Raw genomic sequence first — 18,916 nt, forward strand, 5'->3', positions numbered from 1 at the left:
TGCCCGCGTCTTGCACAAACGCGACGCTTCGACCGGCTCGGTGCCCGGGCGTCGGTGGGGCCCGGCATACTCGACCCATGCAGAGGGGTGAGAACTACTGGCGCTCGCGAGCCGGCGCCGCCACGAAGGGCGTGCTCGCCGGTCGGCCCGGCCAACCCGGCATCGCTCCGTTGGCGGGCGACGCGGCAGCGCAGGCGAGCTCGGCCGACGCCCCCGTGCGGCTGACCCGCCACGCGGTGAGCGCCGACCTCGAAGGCCTCGTGCGACACATCTGGATCCCCCGCTGGCGGCTTCCGCCGGGCATCGTCATCGAGCAGGGCGTCCTCGACTACCCGTCGGCGAACCTCGTCGTCGAACGGCACACCGCCGCGCTCTACGGGCCCGAGCTCGGGCGCAGTCGCCAGCGCCTCGAGGGCGAGGGTTGGGCGTTCGGCGTGCTGCTGCAGCCCGGCGTCGCGCACCGGATCGCTCCCGGCCCGGTGCGGGAGCTCGTCGGCTCGTCGGTCGCGTTCGACGCACTGCGGGCGACGGACGCCTCCGGTCTCGCCGAGCAGGTGCGCGCCGCGGTCGACGCCGGCGACGAGGCATCCGCCGTCGCCGTGTTCGAGACGTGGCTCCGCGCGCAGCGCATCGAACTCGACGACGATGCCGCGCTCCTGCGGCGGGTCGTCGACCTCGCCGAGACCGACCGCTCGATCGTGCGCGCCGACGAGCTCGCGTCGTCGTCGGGCCTGAGCCTCCGCGCGCTCGAGCGCCTCGTTCGGGACCGACTCGGACTCACCCCGAAGTGGCTCATCGGGCGCTACCGCATGCAGGAGGCAAGCAGCCGCCTCGTGGCGGCCGAGCCGCCGTCGCTCGCCGACCTCGCCGCCGAACTCGGCTTCTCCGACCAGGCGCATTTCACACGTCAGTTCCGCGCCGTGATCGGCGAGACCCCGCGAACGTACGCCCGCGCGGCCGCTGCCACCGCGACGGCGTCGGAGGCATCCGCCTGATGCACGCCCCTCCCATTCGGCGCTGCCGCGGCCTAGTGTGGGGAAGGTGAGCCCGAAGGCGTCGACGGCCGAGGTGCTGCAGATCGGCGACCGCGAGGTGCGTATCAGCAGCCCCGACAAGATCGTGTTCCCCGAACCGGGCCTCACGAAGCTCGACGTCGTGCGGTACTACCTCGCCGTTGCAGACGGCGCCCTGCGCGGCGCCGGCGGCCGGCCGATGGTGCTGAAGCGTTTCGTGAAGGGCATCGACCAGGAGGCGTTCTTCCAGAAGCGCGCCCCCGAGAACCGGCCCGAGTGGATCGAGACGGCGACGCTCCACTACGCCTCGGGCAACACCGCCGACGAGGTCGTGATCCGCGACGCCGCCGCGCTCGCCTGGGTCGTGAACCTCGGATGCCTCGACCTCAACCCTCACCCGGTGCGCGCGGAGGACCTCGACCACCCCGACGAGTTGCGGGTCGACCTCGACCCCATGCCGGGCGTCGAGTGGGGCCAGATCGTCGACGTCGCGATGGTCGCGCGCGAGGTGCTCGCCGATCACGGTCTCGTCGGCTGGCCGAAGACCTCGGGCTCGCGCGGCATCCACATCTGCGTGCGCATCGAGCCGCGATGGACCTTCCGCGAGGTGCGCCTCGCCGCCGAGACGCTCGCCCGCGAGGTCGAGAACCGCGCGCCGGGCCTCGCCACGGCGAGGTGGTGGAAGGAGGAGCGGGGCGAGAGCGTCTTCGTCGACTTCAACCAGAACGCGAAGGACCGCACCGTCGCCTCCGCCTACTCGATCCGGCCGCTGCCCGATGCCCGGGTGTCGACGCCGCTCGACTGGAGCGAGGTGCGCGGCAGCCACCCCGAGCGGTTCACCGTCTCGACGGTGCTCGAACGCTTCGCGGAGCGCGGCGACCCTGCGGCCGGCATCGACGACGACGCCGGCGGGCTCGAGGGGCTCCTCGCCCTTGCCGACGAGCTCGGCCCCGCCGAGAAGCCGCCGAAGGCCTCCGACGGGTCGGGGCATCGCGCCTCGACGATGCCGCTCATCGAGATCGCTCGGGCGAAGACCAAGCCCGAGGCGCTCGAGGGACTCGAACGGTGGAAGGCGAGGCACCCCGAGGCCGCAGCCCTCCTCCACCCGGCCGACACCCTCGTCGACGGCATGCGCGGCAGCTCGTCGCTCTGGTACCGCATCCGCGTGAACCTGCAGCACGTGCCGGAGCGCGAACGGCCGGAGCAGGAACCGCTCGAGGTCGACTACGACCCGTGGGCCGGCAGGGAGTGGAATCGCCCGTGAGCGACCTCGGACCGGTGGACCCCGGATTCGCCGGCGATGCCGCGTGGCTGCGGCGCTGGCGGCTGCGCCCCGACGGCGAACCGGTGACGACGGCCACGAGCCGGCTCATCCCAGTGCAGACGAGCGACGGCGAGCCGGCGATGCTGAAACTCGCGCACACCGAAGAGGAGGAGCGCGGCGCCGAACTCCTCGTCGCCCTCGACGGCCACGGCGCCGCGCGGGTGCTCGCCCACAGCGAGGAGGCCCTGCTCCTCGAGCGGGCGACCGGCACCCGCGACCTCGTTCGCATGGTCGCCGACGGTGGCGACGACGAGGCCACGCGCACGATCTGCGCGGCGGCCGGCCGCATCCACGCGGCATCCGGCCTCGTGCTCGAACGCCCCGACCCGCCTGAGCTCGTCGACCTGCCGACGTGGTTCCGCGAGCTCTTCGCGGCGGCCGACGGGCTCGCGGCACTGCACCGTCGCGGCGCCGACGTCGCACTGGCGCTGCTCGACGACCCGCGCGACCCCGTCGTGCTGCACGGCGACCTGCACCACGGCAACGTGCTCGACTTCGGCGAGCGAGGCTGGCTCGCGATCGACCCGAAGGGGCTCGTCGGCGAGGCCGGGTTCGACTACTGCAACCTGCTCTGCAACCCCTCGCCCGAACGGGCGCTGCGCCCAGGCCGACTCGAACGGCAGTTCGGCGTGGTCGTCGAGGCGAGCGCCATCGAGCGGTCGCGACTCGCCCACTGGCTCGTGGCCTGGTGCGCGCTCTCGTCGACCTGGTTCGCGCTCGCCGACGACCCCGGCCGGGCGGCGTCGACCGCGGCGATCGGCGAGCGGGCGCTGGAACTCGTCGACGCATGAGGCCAGGTCGTCGCGTGGAGTGAGGCTCTCGCGTCGGAGGGCGCGGAACGGGTCACTCCGACGCGAGAACCTCACTCCGACGATTGGAGTCCGGGCACACCCGGGTCAGCGCGTGAGCTCGATGGGCGCCGTGACGGCCCACTCTCGCACGAGGGCCTCGCGCACGGTGACACCCGTGCCCGGGGCATCCGGAACCCGCAGCTGTCCGCGGTGCTCGCCGGCGCCGAGCACGAACGGCTCGGTGAGGTCGTCGGCGTAGTAGCGCGACGACGCCGAGGTGTCGCCGGGCAGCACGAATCCGGGCAGCGCCGCGAGGGCGACGTTCGCCGCCCGGCCGATGCCCGTCTCGAGCATGCCGCCGCACCACACGGGAACGTCGAGGGCGCGGCAGGCGTCGTGCACCCGCAGCGCCTCGAGGTAGCCGCCCATGCGACCTGGCTTGATGTTGATCACCGAGGAGGCACCCCGCTCGATCGCATCCACCGCGGTCGCGACATCGAGGATCGACTCGTCGAGGCACACGGGCGTCTCGCACGCGCTCGCGAGCAGTGCGTGGGTCGCGAGGTCCTCTTCGGCGAACGGCTGCTCGATGAGCAGCAGCTCGAAGGCGTCGAGGCTCGCGAGCAGCGGGATGTCGTCGGCGGTGTACGCCGTGTTCGCGTCGACCTGCAGCAGCCCGTCACGCCCGAGCAGCTCGCGCACCGCGCCGACCGGCACGACGTCCCACCCGGGCTTGATCTTCAGCTTGATGCGTCGGTAGCCCTCCTCGACGTAGCCCGCGACCTCGTCGAGCAGCTCCTCGAGCGTCGGGGCGATGCCGACCGAGACGCCGCAGTCGACCCAGTCGCGCACGGCGCCGAAGGCCTCGCCCATCGAGCGCCCCTGCGCGCGCAGCTCGGCGTCGAGCACCGCCGCCTCGATGGCCCCCTTCGCCATGCGGTGGCCGGCGACGAAGGCGAGCGTCGGCGCGACGGATGCCGCGAGCGGAACTCCCGTCGAGCGGGGATCGTCTGCTCGTGCCTGAGCGGCGCGGGTCGCGCCGACGGCCGGTGCGTCGAGCAGCGCCGGCGCGAGGTAGCGCTCGATGACGGATGCCGCTCCCCCGACGTATTCGGCCGAGTAGAACGGGTCGCGGCCGGCGACGCATTCGCCCCATCCATCGCCGGCGTCGGTGCGCACGCGCACGAGCAACGCCTCGCGCACCGTCTCCCGGCCGAAGCTCGTCTCGAACGGGCGCACGAGCGGCACCTCGATGCGGTGCAGCTCGATCGCCTCGATGCGCGGTGCAGAAGCTGGCGTGGGTGCTGTGCTGGTCATTCTGCCTCCCGGTCGGGGTCGTCGCTCGTGAAGACGTAGTCGCCCGCCGCGTCGAGCTCGGGTCGCAGCCGCGCGGCGGCGAGCGCGGCGAATGCCGCGTGCGAACGCTCGCGCAGTCGGGCGGCGTCGGCCGGGGCATCCGCTCGCAGTGCCTCGAAGTCGGCGACGAGCGCCTGCCCGCCGTGCGCCGTCCACACGGGCTGCGGCCGTCGGGCGAGCGCTCGTGCGGTGCGCGTCGATTCGAGTCGCCAGCGCACCTCGAAGCGGTCGCTTCGGTCGTCGCCCGTGATGCGGTCGTCGAGGCGGCCGTAGAAGTCGGGGTGGAAGGCGGCGACCTCGGCGCCGAGTCGCACAAGGTTCATGCGGGCGTTGCGGCGGATGAGCGGGTCGTAGGTCCAGCGCACCTCGCTGATGCCGTGTTCGAGGCAGATGGCGCGCTGGCGCAGCTTCAGCGCCAGTCCGATGCCACGTCCGCGGGCGGCGGGGTCGACGGCGTTCATGTGGGAGTGGAGGTGGAGGCCGCCCTCCCAGCCGAGGAATCCCAGCGTCGCGCCGAGGATGGCGTCTGTGCCAGCCGCAGCACCCGAGCCGGCACCGGACGGCACCGCGACGAGCAGCGTGTTGCCCGCATGCTCGATCGCCTGCAGCATCGAGCGATCGGGCCCGCGCCCGACGCCCCACGTCGCCTCGAAGCGGGCGAGCACGCCGTCGAGCTCTCCCGCAGCCGCCTGGCGCGTCTCGACGCCGGCGCGCGCGTCGGCGGCATCCGCGATCTCGCTCGCCGCGGGCCGTCGGGCCCCTGCCTGCATCGAACGCGCCTCGATCACGCCGGCCGGCCCTCGTCGGCGATCACGTGCAGGAGGAAGCGCATGCCTCGACGCTAGCGCGGCGTCGCTCCGCGCGTCGACTGCGGTTTCGATCAGGGCGAGCGGCGCACGCCCCGAGCGAGTCGCTCGCGCTCCAGCGGCGCGGCGAGCAGCGCCCACAGGAGCAGCGCCACCCCGGCCCCGGCGAGCGCGCCGCCGATGGTGTCGGTCAGCCAGTGCGCGCCGAGGTAGGTGCGACTGAACGCCATCAGCACCGTGTAGACGGCGCCGAGCACCCACACCCAGGCCCGGGGCACGATCATGCCGAGCACGACGGCGATCGTCGCCGCATTCGCCACGTGCCCGGAGGGGAACGACCCGAAGTCCGAGACGACGATCATGTCCTCGGGCCGTGCGCGGCCGAACAGGTGCTTCAGGACCTGCACGACGCCGGCGCTCGCTGCCGACGCCACGATGAAGTACAGGGCTCCCCACGGTCGGCGTGCGATGAGCAGGACCACGGCGGCCCCGATCGGCACGACGAACACGCCGATGAAGCCGCCGCCCAGTGCGTTCATGAAGTACGCGAACGATTCGCCTGCCGGGGTGCGCAGGCTCACCACGAACTCCGCCCAGGCCACATCGATGGCGAACCGCTGCGCACCCGACATGGTGGTCACGAGCATCCCGAGGAGGCAGGCGAGCACGAGCGCCGCCGCCCCGGTGATGATCGGAACCCGACGGGCGACGCGCCCGGCGGCGGGCTTCTCGGCGGTCGCGCTCGTCATGCCCTCACGTTACCGGCGGCGCCGCGGCATCCGCTCGAGGCGCGTCAGTCGCTGAGCGGCGGCACCGTCTTCGGGCGAACGAGCAGCCACAGGGCCGCAATGGCCACGACGCCCGCGAGCAGCATCACGAACCCCATGGGCACGGCGCTGCCGACGCCCATGAGGCCGATGAGCGGCGAGATGACCCCGGCGAGGCCGAAGTTCAGGGCGCCGAGCAGCGATGCCGCCGTGCCGGCCTCCGCGCCGTGGTGGGCGAGGGCGAGCACCTGCACCGCGGGGAACGCGAAGCCGCACGCGAGGATGTAGAACCACAGCGGGATCGCCGTGCCCCAGAACCCGCCGCCCGAGGCGTCGAGGATCATGATCGCCGCGGCCATCGCGAGGTGCACGACCGTGGTGCCTGCGAGGATCCACTGCGGTTGCACCGAGCCCCGCATGAGCCGCGAGCTGACCTGCACGCCGATGATGACGCCGACGGAGTTCACGGCGAACAGCAGCCCGTACTCCTGCGCGTTGAATCCGTAGAGGTCCTGGAAGAGGAACGACGAGGTCGACAGGTAGCCGAAGAGGCCGGTGAACGTCATGCCGCCGATGATCGCCGCGCCGAGGTAGACCCGGTCGCGGAAGAGGGCGGCGTAGCGGTCGCGCAGCGTCGAGTGGCCGGAGACCTGTCGGCGCGAGGCCGGCAGGGTCTCGACGATGAAGAACGCGACGGCCACGACGACGACGGCACCGTAGATCGCGAGCACGACGAAGATGCCGCGCCAGTCCATGACCTGGAGCAACTGCGAGCCGATGACCGGCGCGATGACCGGCGCGAGCCCGTTGACGAGCGCGAGGCGCGAGAGCATGCGCACGAGCGGCTTGCCGCCGAAGAGGTCGCGCACCATGGCCATCGCCACCACGCCGCCGGCCGCGGCGCCGAAGCCCTGCAGCAGGCGGAAGACCGAAAGCCACACGATGTCGGGTGCGAAGGCCGCAGCGAGGGATGCCGCGATGTGCAGCGCCGTCGCCAGGATGAGCGGCAGGCGCCGCCCGACCTTGTCGCTCCACGGGCCGACGATGAGTTGGCCGAGGCCGAATCCGACCATGGTGCCGGTCAGGGTCAGCTGCACGGCCGAGGCCGAGACGCCGAGCTCCTGCTGCAGCACCGGGAACGCGGGCAGGTAGAGGTCGACCGTGAAGGGGCCGAGCGCGGTGAGCGCGCCGAGCACGAGCACGTAGACGAGGCGCTGCCTGCTGGTCAGCCGGTCGCCGGGGTGCGAGGGCCGCTCGTAGTCGTCGGGACGGATGATGGGGATGGAGGCGGTGGAGGACATGCGGTTCCTGTGCGGGATCGAGCGTGAGCTGGGAGCGGCGCACGTCCTCGGGCACCGATGGATGACGATTTGGCGTCACGCGGACGCCGTCATGCTGGGGTTCGATTCGGCCGGCACGGGCTCGAATCGATTCGACCCTCAGTGATTCTACCGCGCCGGCGCCGGAGCACAACCGGGGATCCCCGCGTTCCGCCGCCGATACGACGACGACGGGCGCCTCCCCGGAGGGAGACGCCCATCGTGTGCGTTGCGTGAGGCGCGGACTAGAAGTCCATGCCACCCGTCGGGTCGCCGGCCGGAGCCGAGTTCTTCTCGGGCTTGTCGGCGACGACGGCCTCGGTGGTGAGGAACAGGCCCGCGATCGACGCGGCGTTCAGCAGCGCGGAGCGGGTGACCTTCACCGGGTCGTTGATGCCGGCAGCGAGCATGTCGACGTACTCGCCGGTCGCGGCGTTGAGGCCCTGGCCGACGGGGAGGTTGCGCACGCGGTCGACCACGACGCCCGGCTCGAGGCCGGCGTTGAGGGCGATCTGCTTGAGCGGCGCGTCGATCGCGACGCGAACGATGTTCGCACCGGTCGCCTCGTCGCCCGTGAGGTCGAGCTTCTCGAACGCGGTCTTGCCCGCCTGGATGAGGGCGACGCCACCACCGGCGACGATGCCCTCTTCGACGGCGGCCTTCGCGTTGCGAACGGCATCCTCGATGCGGTGCTTGCGCTCCTTCAGCTCGACCTCGGTCGCCGCACCCGCCTTGATGACGGCGACGCCGCCGGCGAGCTTGGCGAGGCGCTCCTGGAGCTTCTCGCGGTCGTAGTCGGAGTCGGTGTTCTCGATCTCCTTGCGGATCTGCGCGACGCGGCCGGCGATGGCCTCCTCGTCGCCGCCACCCTCGACGATGGTCGTCTCGTCCTTGGTGATGATGACCTTGCGAGCCGAGCCGAGCAGGTCGAGGGTGACGTTCTCGAGCTTGAGACCGACCTCCTCGGAGATGACCTGACCACCGGTGAGGGTCGCGATGTCCTGCAGCTGCGCCTTGCGACGGTCGCCGAAGCCGGGGGCCTTGACGGCGACCGACTTGAAGATGCCGCGGATCTTGTTGACGATCAGGGTCGCGAGCGCCTCGCCGTCGACGTCCTCGGCGATGATGAGGAGCTGCTTGCCGGTCTGGATGACCTTGTCGACGATGGGCAGCAGGTCCTTGATGTTGGAGACCTTGCCGTTCACGATCAGGATGTAGGGGTCTTCGAAGACCGCTTCCTGGCGCTCGGGGTCGGTGACGAAGTACGCCGACAGGTAGCCCTTGTCGAAGCGCATGCCCTCGGTCAGCTCGAGCTCGGTGCCGAAGGTGTTCGACTCCTCGACGGTGACGACGCCCTCCTTGCCGACCTTGTCGATCGCCTCGGCGATGAGCGCACCGATCTGCTCGTCGGCGGCGGAGATCGATGCCGTGGCGGCGATCTCTTCCTTCGTCTCGACGTCCTTCGCGTTGGCGAGGAGCTCGGCCTCGACGGCCGCGACGGCCTTCTCGATGCCGCGCTTCAGCGAGATGGGGTCGGCGCCGGCGGCGACGTTGCGGAGGCCCTCGCGCACGAGCGCCTGGGCGAGCACGACCGAGGTCGTGGTGCCGTCACCGGCGACGTCGTCGGTCTTCTTGGCGACCTCCTTGACGAGCTCTGCACCGATCTTCTCGTACGGGTCGTCGAGCTCGATCTCCTTGGCGATCGACACGCCGTCGTTCGTGATCGTGGGCGCGCCCCACTTCTTCTCGAGCACGACGTTGCGACCGCGCGGGCCGAGGGTCACCTTCACCGCGTCGGCGAGCGTGTTGAGGCCACGCTCGAGGCCACGACGGGCCTCCTCGTTGAAAGCAATGATCTTTGCCATGTGTTTCTCTCGTCCTTTCCCGGACGTCTTCAAAGATTCGTTGGGTTAGCACTCAAAACGAGTGAGTGCTAAATCGATTCTGGCACTCGACTGCCACGAGTGCAAGCGAGGTCGGCGCTGTCCGCTCAGGGCGTGAACGTCGCAGAACCCTCGCCGGGCACGAGCTCCACCCAGGTGTTGCCGGGGGCCAGACGCAACGGCGAACCGTCGTCGGCGGTGAGGGTGATCGGCGACCCCGCGGCATCCTTCGACCAGGTGCCGTGCGCAGTGCGGCCCGCGACCGACACCCACGCCTCGCCCGAGCCGATCATGACGGTCTTCGGCACCTCGCCGTAACTCCCGTCGATGGCGACCCGCACGGTCACGACGTTCGTGGCGCGCACCCGCTCCCCCGAGGCCTCCGCATCGGGCGAGCCCTCCTGCGAACGGAGCCACACGGATGCCGCGGCATCCCAGTCCCATGCGGGGAACCGCCCGTCCGAGAAGACGAGCTCGATCCGTGACGTCGGGACCGCGGCGAGCGCCGGCGCGGCGAGCGGATCGGCCGTGCCGTAATGGAACTGCACGGGCGGCGGGGCGAGCGAGGCGTTCCGCGAGACGGCCTCCGCGGATCGGAGGATCACGTCGTGAGGGCCGGGCCGTTCGTCGGCCCGGTAGAAGAGACCGGTGTCGTCGAAGTCGAAGACGATGTTCACGAGCGGCGTCGCCATCATCATCGCGACGAACTGGTCCTGGCCGCCCGAGTAGGCGATGATGCCGCCGAGCGGCGAGGCGATGTCGGGGTCCATCGGACGGATGGAGCGCACGGGGCCGACCTCGTCGGGGACATCCGAATGCCAGACCGCGACGTAGCGGGTGAGACCGCCCTCGACGAGCTCCTCGAACACGATGTCCGTCCGGTTCAGCGCGATCTGCGGACGCGCCTCCTCGTGGTTGTCGATCTTCACGGCGATCGAGGGATGGGCGAGCGACGAGGCCTCCGCAGCGGTGCCGCGCAGCGGTGCGAACGACACGGCGGATGCTCCTGCGTCGCCCGATGGCCTGGGCGCCGTCTCGCTCGCGACGGGGTCGGGGCCGGGCGCCGACTGGCAGCCCGTCAGCAGTATGGCCGCCGCAAGGACGACCACACCGAATCGCGCTCCCCGCCCTCGCGAGGCCCGGTCGGCCGGCGCTGCCATGCGGTCAGCGTAGCGCGGGCCCCTGCGAAGACGCGGGAACGCGCCGCCGGACCGGCGACGCGCTCCGCGAGTCGAGTTCAGGCCAGGCGGACGCCTTCGGCCTGCGGCCCCTTCGAGCCCGTGCCGACCTCGAAGACGACCTGCTGGCCCTCTTCGAGGACCTTGTACCCCGACATGTCGATGGCGGAGTAGTGGACGAAGACGTCCTGGCCACCCTCGTCGACGGTGATGAATCCGTAGCCCTTTTCAGCGTTGAACCACTTGACGGTTCCGTTCGCCATGCGTTGCTCCCATGTTGCCGTGTCCGATCAGCACCGGCCCGTGGCCTGTGCCGGGCCGATCGCCCGCTCGCGTGGCTCCAGGGACGGAACCGTGCGATCGGGCCGGAGCGGCCGCATCCAGATACTCACGACAGGGCGCTGCTGCACAAGAGCCTCCGGAGCCGAGCGGATATCGGAATGGCAACGATTCGGGCCGCGCTCGGGCGTTGCCCGACGCTGAGCGCTGCCCGACGCTGGGCGCTGCCCGACGCTGGGCGCTGCCCGATCAGCCGGCCGTGGCAGTGGCGTAGTCGGACCCCAGCACGACGACGAGCTGGTTGCCCGTGGCGGCGAACTGCTCTGACACCCGCACGTCGGCCTCAGGCAGGAACTGCGCGACGCCGCGGGCGGCGCCCTCGAGGTCGGGGGTCGTGTAGTAGACGACCGTCTCGGTGAGCGTGTCGTCGCTCGCGTTCGCCGTCGATCCCACCGGCACGCCGTTGGCCGTGAGCGTCTCCGCCGCCTTCGCCGCGAGTCCGGCCGTCGCGGTGCCGTTCAGCACGAGCACCGGGATGTCGGGGGCGATGACCGGTTCGGCCGTCACGACGGGCGTCGCGCTCGGCGTCGCGACCGGCTGCTCGCCGAAGTTCAGGCGATCATTGAAGAGCATGACACCGCCGATGCCGACGGCGACGAGCACCACGGTCACGAGGGTGGCCCAGCCGAAGAGTATCCATCCGGCGCCGCGGCGAGCCGGCGCTCGATGCGCACCGACACGGTCGATGCCGTGCGGGATCGAGTCGAAACGATCGCGGGGGAACTTCTGCGCCATGGGTCCAGTCGTCGTGTCGGGGCCGCGCTCAGTCGAGCGGTCGGCCGATCGAGAGCGAGCGCCGCGATCGCGCCGCCGCTCGGGCCGCACGCATCCGCTGCAGTCGTTTGACCAGCATCGGGTCGTGCCGCAGGGCCGCGGGCGTATCGATGAGCTCGCCGAGGATCCGATAGTACCGGGCGGCCGAGATGCCGAACTCGTCGCGGATCGCCTCCGCTTTCGCACCCGGGTGCTGCCAGGCGCGCGACTCGAATGCGAGCACTCGCTCGTCGCGCTCGTCGAGCACCGATTCGACGGGGCGGTGCGGCAGGCGCTCGGCGCTCATCGGTCCTCCCGTCGCGGCGAGCCGGATGCTCCGCCTGCTCGTCATCCTAGACACCGCCGCCCGTGCGGACGCCGAGCGGTTGCGGCGTGTGACCGCCCGCCGCGGCGGAACACGACAGCGCCGGGCGGCGTTGCATCGGATGTCGGAACCCACAGGCAGACCTGCGAGCATGGAGGGGCACCGACCGAGCACGGGGAGGACGCTTCATGGCGTACAACGTTGACAAGACCGACGAAGAGTGGCGCGCCGAGCTCGGCGACGAGCAGTACGCCGTGCTCCGCGAGGCCTCGACCGAACGCCCGTGGACGGGCGAGCTGCTCGACGAGGAGCGCGCCGGCGTCTATTCCTGCGCCGCCTGCGGAGCCGAGCTGTTCAAGAGCGGTACGAAGTTCGACTCGGGCTGCGGCTGGCCGAGCTTCTACGAGTCCGTGCGACCCGAGGCGGTCCAGCTCATCGAGGACTCCTCGCTCGGCATGGTGCGCACCGAGGTGCGTTGTGCGAACTGCGGCTCGCACCTCGGGCACGTCTTCCCCGACGGCTTCGGCACGCCGACGGGCGACCGGTACTGCATGAATTCCATCGCCCTCGACTTCTCAGCCGAGTCCTGAGTGGCGGGCTCCATTCGGGAGGCGATGCTCGCGAGGCGCTCGGCGCCGAAGGTCACGGATGCCGCGCCCGGCGACGACGAGATCATCGCGCTGCTCGAGGCGGCCGGCCGGGTCGCCGATCACGCGGCGCTGCGCCCCTGGCGGGTCATCGCGCTGCGCGGCGAGGCTCGGAACCGCCTCGGTGACGCGCTTGCGGCGGCCGCCGGTCTCGGCGGCGAGCACGGCGCCCGCCTCGCGGCCAAGCCGCTGCGCGCACCTCTGCTGCTCGCGATCGTCGCGACCACGACCGCGCACTTCAAGGTTCCCGCTTGGGAACAGGAGGCGGTCGCCGCGGGCGTCGCCCATCAGCTGAGCCTGCTCCTCGACGACGCGAGGTGGGGCGTCATGTGGCGCTCGGGGCCGCACACGCGGCATCCGCTCGTCGCAGAGGCGCACGGCCTGGCCGAAGGCGAGCGACTGCTCGGCTGGCTGTACGTCGGCGGGCTGCCCGACGGCGCCCGTGCCGATCGCCGCCCCGAGGTCGACGCAGTGTCGAGGTTCAGCTCGCTCGCGTGACCTCGACGGCCGAGTCGCCCTCCGACTCGTCGGCGGGCGAATCGTCGGCCGGCGGCTGCACGTGCTTGCGGCGACCCCAGCGGATCGACGCGACACCCACGGCGACGAGGGCGAGCACGGTGCCGCCGATCGTGGCGATGCCGACCGGCCGATCGGCGGTCGGCAGCAGGAGATCGAGGGCGAGGGCGGCGACGAGCTGCCCCGCGACGCCGCAGAGGGCGAGCAGCAGCACGCCGAGCCGGCGCACCACCATCGCCTGTCCCGCGATGAAGATGCAGCCGAGTGCGCCGCCCGCGTAGAGCCAGGGCTCGGTCGGGAGCGCCTCGGGCCAGCCTGCGGATGCCGCGTGCACGAGCATCACGACGACGAGCGCCGTCGTGCCCACGGTGAAGTTGATCACGGTCGCGGTGAGAGCGCTGTCTGCGACGGCCTTCACCCGGCCGTTCACGGCCTGCTGCCATGCCGCCCCGATCCCGGCGATGAACGGCAGCACCATGAGCAGCACCGGCGCGTCGCCGGCGACCTGCGCGGACACCGCCCAGCCGATCGCGGCGAGCGCGAGCAGTGCGCCGATCACGCGGGTCGCGCTGAGCGGGCGACGCCCGCCCGGGCCGAGCCCGACGAGGTCGAACACGATGCCGCCGACGGTCTGCCCGGCGACGATCGCGATCGTGAACAGCGCGACTCCGATGACGCCCGCCGAGAGTCCCTGCGTGGTCACGAACCAGGCGCCGGCCAGGCCGCCGAGCACCATCCACCAGGCGAGCTCGCGCCGGCGGAGTGCGCCGCCGACCCTCGCGAGTCCCGCGCGACCCGGCTTCCACATGCTGAGCACGACGAGCAGGATGACGAGGCCGCTGCCGAAGGAGATCGTCGCCGCCGTGTACGGGTCGTCGAGCGCCACCGCGAGCTGCCCGTTGACGCGGGACTGCAGCGCGGTGCCCGCACCGAACAGCAGGGCGAGCACGAGGGCGACCCAGAGCGGGATGTGCGACCGCTCGACGTGCGCGTGAGGGTGAGCGGCTTCGGTGCCCGTCGACGGCTGGTGGTCAGGGGCTGCGTGCTGGTTCATGGAGCCGGCTGCGGGACTCGAACCCGCAACCACCGCTTTACAAGAGCGGTGCGCTACCAATTGCGCCAAGCCGGCGAGGGGATGCCTCGACGACATCCTACCGATCGACGACGGACGGCATCACCCGCCGACGCGCCCCCGAACGCACGAAGGCCCGGCACACGGCCGGGCCTTCGAGGCGTTGTCGCCGGGTTACGGCGCCGGGGTGGGCGTCGGCGACGGCGTCGACGTCGATTCGGAGAAGGTCTCACCGGTCGCCTGCAGCACGAACGACTGGAACTCCGCCGGGTCCTTCAGCGAGCCCTCGTACTGCTTGCCGTTCACGAGCACCGTCGGGGTGCCGGTGATCGACTCGAGTTCGGAGTTGGGCACCGGCTCGGTCAGGGCGCGCGTCGTGGCATCCTGCACCCACTTCTTGAACTGGGTGTCGTCGATGCACTTCTCGATCGTCGACAGCGAGCTCACGCCCGCCTCCTTCGCGAGGGACTTGAGTTCGGCGTTGTTGAGGCCGACGGAGGTCTCTTCGGGCTGGTTCTCGAAGAGCAGCGCGTTGAAGTCGAAGAAGGACTCGGGCGAGGTGTCCGCCACGCAGGCGGCGGCGTTCGCCGCGCGCAGCGAGTACTGGGTGCCGGCCGACTTGTTGGTCAGCAGGGCGATGGGATGCACCTCGAGCGTCGCCGCGCCGGATTCGACCATCGTGCGGATCGAATCGGCGTTGGTGACGTCGAACTGGCCGCAGAACGGGCACAGGTAGTCGATGTACGTGACGATGTTCGCCACCGTGCCGCTGTCGTCGGGCACCGTCGGCTTGGGCGTCGCACCCGCCGCCAGCGCGGGCGTCTCGGTCGGGGTGATCACGCCGTCGACGCCCGTGAGCAGGATGCCGTCGCTCGCCATGTTGGCGGGGCCGGGGCCGGCCGGCTTCACGCTGTTGAAGATCAGGCCGCCGATGAGGGCAGCGACCGCGAGGACGGCGACGATGACGCCGCCCTGGATGAGCACCTTGTTGCGTCGCTCGCGCTTCTTCTGCTCCTCGCGGAGCTCCCGCGCCTTCTCGCGCGCGGCTTCGCGCTGCTCGTTACGGGTGGGGCGTGGCTGATTCGATCCGCCGTTGCTCATCGATGGTCACTCCGGTCGCTGTGTGGGCGCGCATGTATGCATGCGGACGCAAACACGATAGTAGGGACGATGGCTGTGAAACACCCAAACGGATTCCGCGAACTCGCCGGATCCGCGCTGAGCGCCGCCTTCGGCCGGTGTACGGAGCATCCCATCGCGCGTGCGATACTGAGGGGGCGTCAGCGTCGACGCAGTCCATCACTACGGATCGTCCGGCACGTACCTGCCGGTGAAGGAGAACACGAATCATGGCGTCAGTCACGTTCGACAAGGCCACCCGCCTCTACCCCGGCGGCACCCGTCCGGCCGTCGACCAGCTCGACCTCGAGGTCGCCGATGGCGAATTCCTCGTGCTCGTCGGCCCCTCGGGCTGCGGCAAGTCCACTTCGCTCCGCATGCTCGCGGGCCTCGAAGAGGTCAACGACGGCAACATCTTCATCGGGGACCGCAACGTCACCGACGTGCCGCCGAAGGACCGCGACATCGCGATGGTCTTCCAGAACTACGCGCTCTACCCGCACATGACCGTCGCCGAGAACATGGGCTTCGCGCTCAAGATCGCCGGCGTCGGCAAGGAGGAGCGTGCCGCTCGGGTGCTCGAGGCGGCCAAGCTCCTCGACCTCGAGCCCTACCTCGCCCGCAAGCCGAAGGCGCTCTCGGGCGGCCAGCGCCAGCGCGTCGCCATGGGCCGCGCGATCGTGCGCCAGCCCCAGGTCTTCCTCATGGACGAGCCGCTGTCGAACCTCGACGCGAAGCTCCGCGTGCAGACCCGCACCCAGATCGCCTCGCTGCAGCGCCGTCTCGGCGTCACGACCGTCTACGTCACGCACGACCAGACCGAGGCCCTCACCATGGGCGACCGCATCGCCGTGCTGAAGGACGGCATCCTCCAGCAGGTCGGCACCCCGCGCGACCTCTACGAGAAGCCGAACAACGTGTTCGTCGCCGGCTTCATCGGCTCCCCCGCCATGAACCTCTTCCACGCCGACCTCGTCGACGACGGCGTGCGGTTCGGCACCGCGACCGTTCCGGTCGACCGCGAGACGCTCGCCCAGTCGAGCGGCAAGATCGCCACCATCGGCGTGCGCCCCGAGGACATCACCGTCTCCCCGGTCGAAGGCGAAGGCCTCGCGGTCGAGGTCGACCTCGTCGAGGAGCTCGGAGCCGACGGCTACCTGTACGGCCACTCCATGGTCGAGGGCAAGCGCACCGACATCGTCGCCCGCGTCGACGGCCGCATGCACCCGAGCGCCGGCGACAAGGTCTACCTCACGGCGACGCCGCACCACGTGCACCTGTTCGACGCGGAGTCGGGCGAGCGCCTCGGCAACAAGGCCGTGGTCGGCTGACCCACCCTGTCGATCGGTGATGCCGGCCGGGCTTCTGCCCGGCCGGCATCGTCGTCTCCGCGACATCCGATCACGACCCGACTACGCTGASGCGAACATGAGCGGATCACTTTCCATCACGCCGTTTCGATGCAGCCTGACCCGACTACGCTGAGGCGAACATGAGCGGATCACTTTCCATCACGCATGAGCGGATCACTTTCCATCACGCCGTTTCGATGCAGCCTGACCCGACTACGCTGAGGCGAACATGAGCGGATCACTTTCCATCACCTCGGCCATGGCTGACCCTGCGCTCCTCGATCTTCCGTGGGATCTCCCGCTCGAGGCCTGGCCGAATGACACGATCGCGGCGCTGCCCAAGGGCATCTCGCGCCACCTCGTGCGGTTCGCTCACCTCGGCGCCCACATCGTGGCGATCAAGGAGACGACCGCCGAGATGGCCAAGGGCGAATACGAGATGCTGCGCACCCTGCAGCGGCTCGACGTCCCGTGCGTCGACCCGGTCGCGGTCATCACGAACCGCACCGACGAGGAGGCCGAGGCACTGAAGCCGGTGCTCGTCACCCGCCACCTGCGGTTCTCGCTCCCCTACCGGGCGCTGTTCTCGCAGACGCTGCGGCCCGACACGGCGACGCGACTCGTCGACGCCCTCGCCGTGCTGCTCGTGCGCCTGCACATCGTGGGCTTCTTCTGGGGCGACGTCTCGCTGTCGAACACGCTCTTCCGCCGCGACGCCGGCGCCTTCGCCGCCTACCTCGTCGATGCCGAGACCGGCAAGCTGTACGAGGGCGGCCTCTCGAACGGGCAGCGGGAGAACGACCTCGAGATCGCCCGCGTGAACATCGCCGGCGAGCTGCTCGACCTCGAGGCCGGTGGCAAGGTCGCCGATGAACTCGACCCCGTCAACATCTCGAACGGCATCGTCGAGGCCTACCGCAGCCTCTGGACCGAGCTCACCGGTTCCGAGTCGTTCTCGAGCGCAGAGCGCTGGCGCATCAACGAACGCGTGAACCGGCTGAACGAGCTCGGCTTCGACATCGAAGAACTCGCGATCAAGACGGATGAATCGGGCACGACCGTGCGCATCCAGCCGAAGGTCGTCGACGCCGGCCACCACCAGCGACGACTGCTGCGGCTGACGGGCCTCGACGCGGGCGAGAACCAGGCTCGACGACTGCTGAACGACCTCGACTCCTACCGTGCCGCGTACGGCAAGACCGAACTCGACGAGGAGATGGTCGCGCACGAGTGGCTCATGCGCGTGTTCGAACCCGTGGTGCGGGCGATCCCGCTCGAGCTGCGCGGCAAGCTCGAGCCCGCGGAGGTCTTCCACCAGCTGCTCGATCACCGCTGGTTCCTGGCGCAGCAGGTCGGTCACGACATCCCACTCGCCGAGGCCGTGAGCTCGTACATCAACACCGTGCTGCGGCACCGGCGCGACGAGGCGACGGTGATCGGCCCGCCGACCGGGGCGTTCACCGTGCCGATCGAGACGATCCCGTCGACCGACACGGCGGCGTTCGCCGCGCTCGACCCCGACGACGACGGCGACTGGCGCGCGAACGTCTGATCGCAGCATCCGCTCGGCGATCCCGGGTTCAGGGGTCGACGCGGATGATGCCGTCGCGCCCCCAGCGCACGGTCACCGCACCGAGCTGCCCGTCGCGCACCGCATCGACCGTCATCTCGAGGCCGTGCTCGCCGACGTGCTCGGGCGTCGAGCAGTCGGCGACACGCCGGCCGTGCGCGTTCACCGCGACGAAGCAGTACTCGTCGCCTCCGCGTTTGGCCGCGTAGAGCGCGACGGCGTCGTCGGCACCGCCGCCGTCGACCAGGAGCCGGAACGACCCGGGTTCGAACCCCGCGGTCACGGCGTCGCCGGGGTCGACCTGCGGAAACCGACTGCCGGCGAACATCGCGAGCATCATCGTCGCCGGTGGCGGCGCCGATGGCGACGGAGACGGCTGCAGCTCACGTCCGATGGTCGCCGCCGAGAACACCACGGCGGCGATCGCCGCGCCGCCGAGTGCCGACAGCAACACCACCCTGGTGCGCGGCGCGGCGGACACGATCCGCGGTGCCGCAGCGGCTGTTCGGGTCTCGTCTTCGTCGGCCGGCTCGTCGTGCGGAACAGTCGACAGCCGCGCCGCGCTCGCGATGCGGCGGTCGTACTCCCTCAGCTCCCACGCCGAACGTCGCGTGCGCACGGTCTCGCCCGAGTCGGGGTCGACGAACGATTCGACGGGCTCCGACTCGGCTTCGCGCGAGTAGGCGCGCGCAGCGAGTCGATCGCGTTCCGATTCGTCAGGCACCTCTCCCACCCCCGACGCCCGCGCGCACGAGGCGCGCACGGAACGAGGGTACGCCGATCGGG

At 70.9% G+C, this 18,916-nt stretch carries 19 protein-coding genes and 1 tRNA gene; 7 read left to right on the plus strand and 13 right to left on the minus strand.

Annotated features, from left to right (window positions below; all coding sequences use genetic code 11):
* Positions 1-77 precede the first annotated feature (77 nt).
* Genes ASE14_RS06520 through ASE14_RS06530 form a run of 3 tightly spaced genes read left to right on the plus strand, consistent with a single transcriptional unit; the run spans position 78 to position 3,128 of the window.
* A complete protein-coding gene (locus tag ASE14_RS06520) occupies positions 78-995 on the plus strand; it encodes an AraC family transcriptional regulator (protein WP_056652528.1) in 918 nt (305 codons plus the stop codon).
* A gap of 46 nt (positions 996-1,041) precedes the next feature.
* Positions 1,042-2,277 (plus strand): non-homologous end-joining DNA ligase, encoded by a 1,236-nt coding sequence (ligD, locus tag ASE14_RS06525; RefSeq protein ID WP_056655926.1) that lies wholly within the window; start codon positions 1,042-1,044, stop codon positions 2,275-2,277.
* Positions 2,274-3,128, plus strand: a complete 855-nt coding sequence (locus tag ASE14_RS06530; protein ID WP_235511130.1) for an aminoglycoside phosphotransferase family protein — start codon at positions 2,274-2,276, stop codon at positions 3,126-3,128. Before ligD ends, ASE14_RS06530 begins: the two co-directional genes overlap by 4 nt.
* Before the next feature lie 105 nt (positions 3,129-3,233).
* On the opposite strand, the gene menC is transcribed toward ASE14_RS06530, so the two are convergent.
* The 9 genes from menC to ASE14_RS06575 form a co-directional block, all read right to left on the minus strand.
* On the minus strand, positions 3,234-4,445 hold the full coding sequence (gene menC / locus ASE14_RS06535) for an o-succinylbenzoate synthase (protein WP_056652531.1): 1,212 nt from the start codon (positions 4,443-4,445) through the stop codon (positions 3,234-3,236).
* Positions 4,442-5,254 carry a hypothetical protein gene (locus ASE14_RS06540; protein ID WP_157372854.1) on the minus strand — a complete coding sequence of 271 codons (813 nt, stop codon included), beginning with the start codon at positions 5,252-5,254 and terminating at the stop codon, positions 4,442-4,444. Before ASE14_RS06540 ends, menC begins: the two co-directional genes overlap by 4 nt.
* A 110-nt stretch (positions 5,255-5,364) precedes the next feature.
* Positions 5,365-6,039, minus strand: a complete 675-nt coding sequence (locus ASE14_RS06545; RefSeq protein WP_056652536.1) for a phosphatase PAP2 family protein — start codon at positions 6,037-6,039, stop codon at positions 5,365-5,367.
* A gap of 44 nt (positions 6,040-6,083) precedes the next feature.
* Positions 6,084-7,358: a multidrug effflux MFS transporter gene (locus ASE14_RS06550; RefSeq protein ID WP_056652539.1), complete on the minus strand. Its 1,275-nt coding sequence runs from the start codon at positions 7,356-7,358 to the stop codon at positions 6,084-6,086.
* A 263-nt stretch (positions 7,359-7,621) separates the two neighbouring features.
* Positions 7,622-9,241 carry a chaperonin GroEL gene (groL, locus tag ASE14_RS06555; protein ID WP_056652542.1) on the minus strand — a complete coding sequence of 540 codons (1,620 nt, stop codon included), beginning with the start codon at positions 9,239-9,241 and terminating at the stop codon, positions 7,622-7,624.
* A 125-nt stretch (positions 9,242-9,366) separates the two neighbouring features.
* The gene (locus ASE14_RS06560; protein WP_082600269.1) at positions 9,367-10,419 is read right to left on the minus strand and encodes a DUF3048 domain-containing protein; all 1,053 of its coding nucleotides are present in this window, start codon (positions 10,417-10,419) and stop codon (positions 9,367-9,369) included.
* Between the two features lie 77 nt (positions 10,420-10,496).
* Positions 10,497-10,700 carry a cold-shock protein gene (locus tag ASE14_RS06565; protein ID WP_056652546.1) on the minus strand — a complete coding sequence of 68 codons (204 nt, stop codon included), beginning with the start codon at positions 10,698-10,700 and terminating at the stop codon, positions 10,497-10,499.
* Positions 10,701-10,965: 265 nt separating this feature from the next.
* Positions 10,966-11,511, minus strand: a complete 546-nt coding sequence (locus ASE14_RS06570) for a LytR C-terminal domain-containing protein (protein ID WP_056652549.1) — start codon at positions 11,509-11,511, stop codon at positions 10,966-10,968.
* A gap of 28 nt (positions 11,512-11,539) precedes the next feature.
* On the minus strand, positions 11,540-11,881 hold the full coding sequence (locus ASE14_RS06575; protein ID WP_235511131.1) for a DUF3263 domain-containing protein: 342 nt from the start codon (positions 11,879-11,881) through the stop codon (positions 11,540-11,542).
* Positions 11,882-12,042: 161 nt separating this feature from the next.
* Here ASE14_RS06575 and msrB point away from each other — a divergent pair, with 161 nt between their 5' ends.
* Both msrB and ASE14_RS06585 read left to right on the plus strand, forming a co-directional pair.
* On the plus strand, positions 12,043-12,444 hold the full coding sequence (gene msrB / locus ASE14_RS06580; protein ID WP_056652555.1) for a peptide-methionine (R)-S-oxide reductase MsrB: 402 nt from the start codon (positions 12,043-12,045) through the stop codon (positions 12,442-12,444).
* Between the two features lie 24 nt (positions 12,445-12,468).
* A complete protein-coding gene (locus tag ASE14_RS06585) occupies positions 12,469-12,999 on the plus strand; it encodes a nitroreductase family protein (protein WP_056655932.1) in 531 nt (176 codons plus the stop codon).
* On the opposite strand, the gene ASE14_RS06590 is transcribed toward ASE14_RS06585, so the two are convergent.
* The 3 genes from ASE14_RS06590 to ASE14_RS06600 form a co-directional block, all read right to left on the minus strand.
* Positions 12,983-14,071 (minus strand): DMT family transporter, encoded by a 1,089-nt coding sequence (locus ASE14_RS06590; protein ID WP_082600271.1) that lies wholly within the window; start codon positions 14,069-14,071, stop codon positions 12,983-12,985. The genes ASE14_RS06585 and ASE14_RS06590 overlap by 17 nt on opposite strands.
* Positions 14,071-14,146 (minus strand) — tRNA-Thr (locus ASE14_RS06595). Before ASE14_RS06595 ends, ASE14_RS06590 begins: the two co-directional genes overlap by 1 nt.
* Positions 14,147-14,263: 117 nt before the next feature.
* A complete protein-coding gene (locus ASE14_RS06600) occupies positions 14,264-15,190 on the minus strand; it encodes a thioredoxin domain-containing protein (RefSeq protein WP_056652558.1) in 927 nt (308 codons plus the stop codon).
* 248 nt (positions 15,191-15,438) lie between these two features.
* Here ASE14_RS06600 and ASE14_RS06605 point away from each other — a divergent pair, with 248 nt between their 5' ends.
* Both ASE14_RS06605 and ASE14_RS06610 read left to right on the plus strand, forming a co-directional pair.
* A complete protein-coding gene (locus tag ASE14_RS06605; RefSeq protein ID WP_056652560.1) occupies positions 15,439-16,539 on the plus strand; it encodes an ABC transporter ATP-binding protein in 1,101 nt (366 codons plus the stop codon).
* A 250-nt stretch (positions 16,540-16,789) separates the two neighbouring features.
* Positions 16,790-18,112 carry a DUF4032 domain-containing protein gene (locus ASE14_RS06610; RefSeq protein ID WP_056652564.1) on the plus strand — a complete coding sequence of 441 codons (1,323 nt, stop codon included), beginning with the start codon at positions 16,790-16,792 and terminating at the stop codon, positions 18,110-18,112.
* 28 nt (positions 18,113-18,140) lie between these two features.
* Here the strand turns inward: ASE14_RS06610 and ASE14_RS06615 are convergent, their stop codons facing one another.
* Positions 18,141-18,854, minus strand: coding sequence for a hypothetical protein (locus ASE14_RS06615; protein ID WP_157372855.1), 714 nt, complete (start codon positions 18,852-18,854; stop codon positions 18,141-18,143).
* Positions 18,855-18,916: the final 62 nt, after the last annotated feature.

This window comes from Agromyces sp. Root81 (genome assembly GCF_001429165.1).
In the GTDB taxonomy this organism is placed as follows: domain Bacteria; phylum Actinomycetota; class Actinomycetes; order Actinomycetales; family Microbacteriaceae; genus Agromyces.

What these genes read in the sequence shown, in the direction of transcription:
- ASE14_RS06520 (WP_056652528.1), top strand. Translation starts at nt 78, where the DNA reads ATGCAGAGGGGTGAGAACTACTGGCGCTCGCGAGCCGGCGCCGCCACG.
- menC (WP_056652531.1), bottom strand. Translation starts at nt 4,445, where the DNA reads ATGACCAGCACAGCACCCACGCCAGCTTCTGCACCGCGCATCGAGGCG.
- ASE14_RS06540 (WP_157372854.1), bottom strand. Translation starts at nt 5,254, where the DNA reads ATGCAGGCAGGGGCCCGACGGCCCGCGGCGAGCGAGATCGCGGATGCC.
- ASE14_RS06545 (WP_056652536.1), bottom strand. Translation starts at nt 6,039, where the DNA reads ATGACGAGCGCGACCGCCGAGAAGCCCGCCGCCGGGCGCGTCGCCCGT.
- ASE14_RS06550 (WP_056652539.1), bottom strand. Translation starts at nt 7,358, where the DNA reads ATGTCCTCCACCGCCTCCATCCCCATCATCCGTCCCGACGACTACGAG.
- groL (WP_056652542.1), bottom strand. Translation starts at nt 9,241, where the DNA reads ATGGCAAAGATCATTGCTTTCAACGAGGAGGCCCGTCGTGGCCTCGAG.
- ASE14_RS06560 (WP_082600269.1), bottom strand. Translation starts at nt 10,419, where the DNA reads ATGGCAGCGCCGGCCGACCGGGCCTCGCGAGGGCGGGGAGCGCGATTC.
- ASE14_RS06565 (WP_056652546.1), bottom strand. Translation starts at nt 10,700, where the DNA reads ATGGCGAACGGAACCGTCAAGTGGTTCAACGCTGAAAAGGGCTACGGA.
- ASE14_RS06570 (WP_056652549.1), bottom strand. Translation starts at nt 11,511, where the DNA reads ATGGCGCAGAAGTTCCCCCGCGATCGTTTCGACTCGATCCCGCACGGC.
- ASE14_RS06575 (WP_235511131.1), bottom strand. Translation starts at nt 11,881, where the DNA reads ATGACGAGCAGGCGGAGCATCCGGCTCGCCGCGACGGGAGGACCGATG.
- msrB (WP_056652555.1), top strand. Translation starts at nt 12,043, where the DNA reads ATGGCGTACAACGTTGACAAGACCGACGAAGAGTGGCGCGCCGAGCTC.
- ASE14_RS06585 (WP_056655932.1), top strand. Translation starts at nt 12,469, where the DNA reads ATGCTCGCGAGGCGCTCGGCGCCGAAGGTCACGGATGCCGCGCCCGGC.
- ASE14_RS06590 (WP_082600271.1), bottom strand. Translation starts at nt 14,071, where the DNA reads ATGAACCAGCACGCAGCCCCTGACCACCAGCCGTCGACGGGCACCGAA.
- ASE14_RS06600 (WP_056652558.1), bottom strand. Translation starts at nt 15,190, where the DNA reads ATGAGCAACGGCGGATCGAATCAGCCACGCCCCACCCGTAACGAGCAG.
- ASE14_RS06605 (WP_056652560.1), top strand. Translation starts at nt 15,439, where the DNA reads ATGGCGTCAGTCACGTTCGACAAGGCCACCCGCCTCTACCCCGGCGGC.
- ASE14_RS06610 (WP_056652564.1), top strand. Translation starts at nt 16,790, where the DNA reads ATGAGCGGATCACTTTCCATCACCTCGGCCATGGCTGACCCTGCGCTC.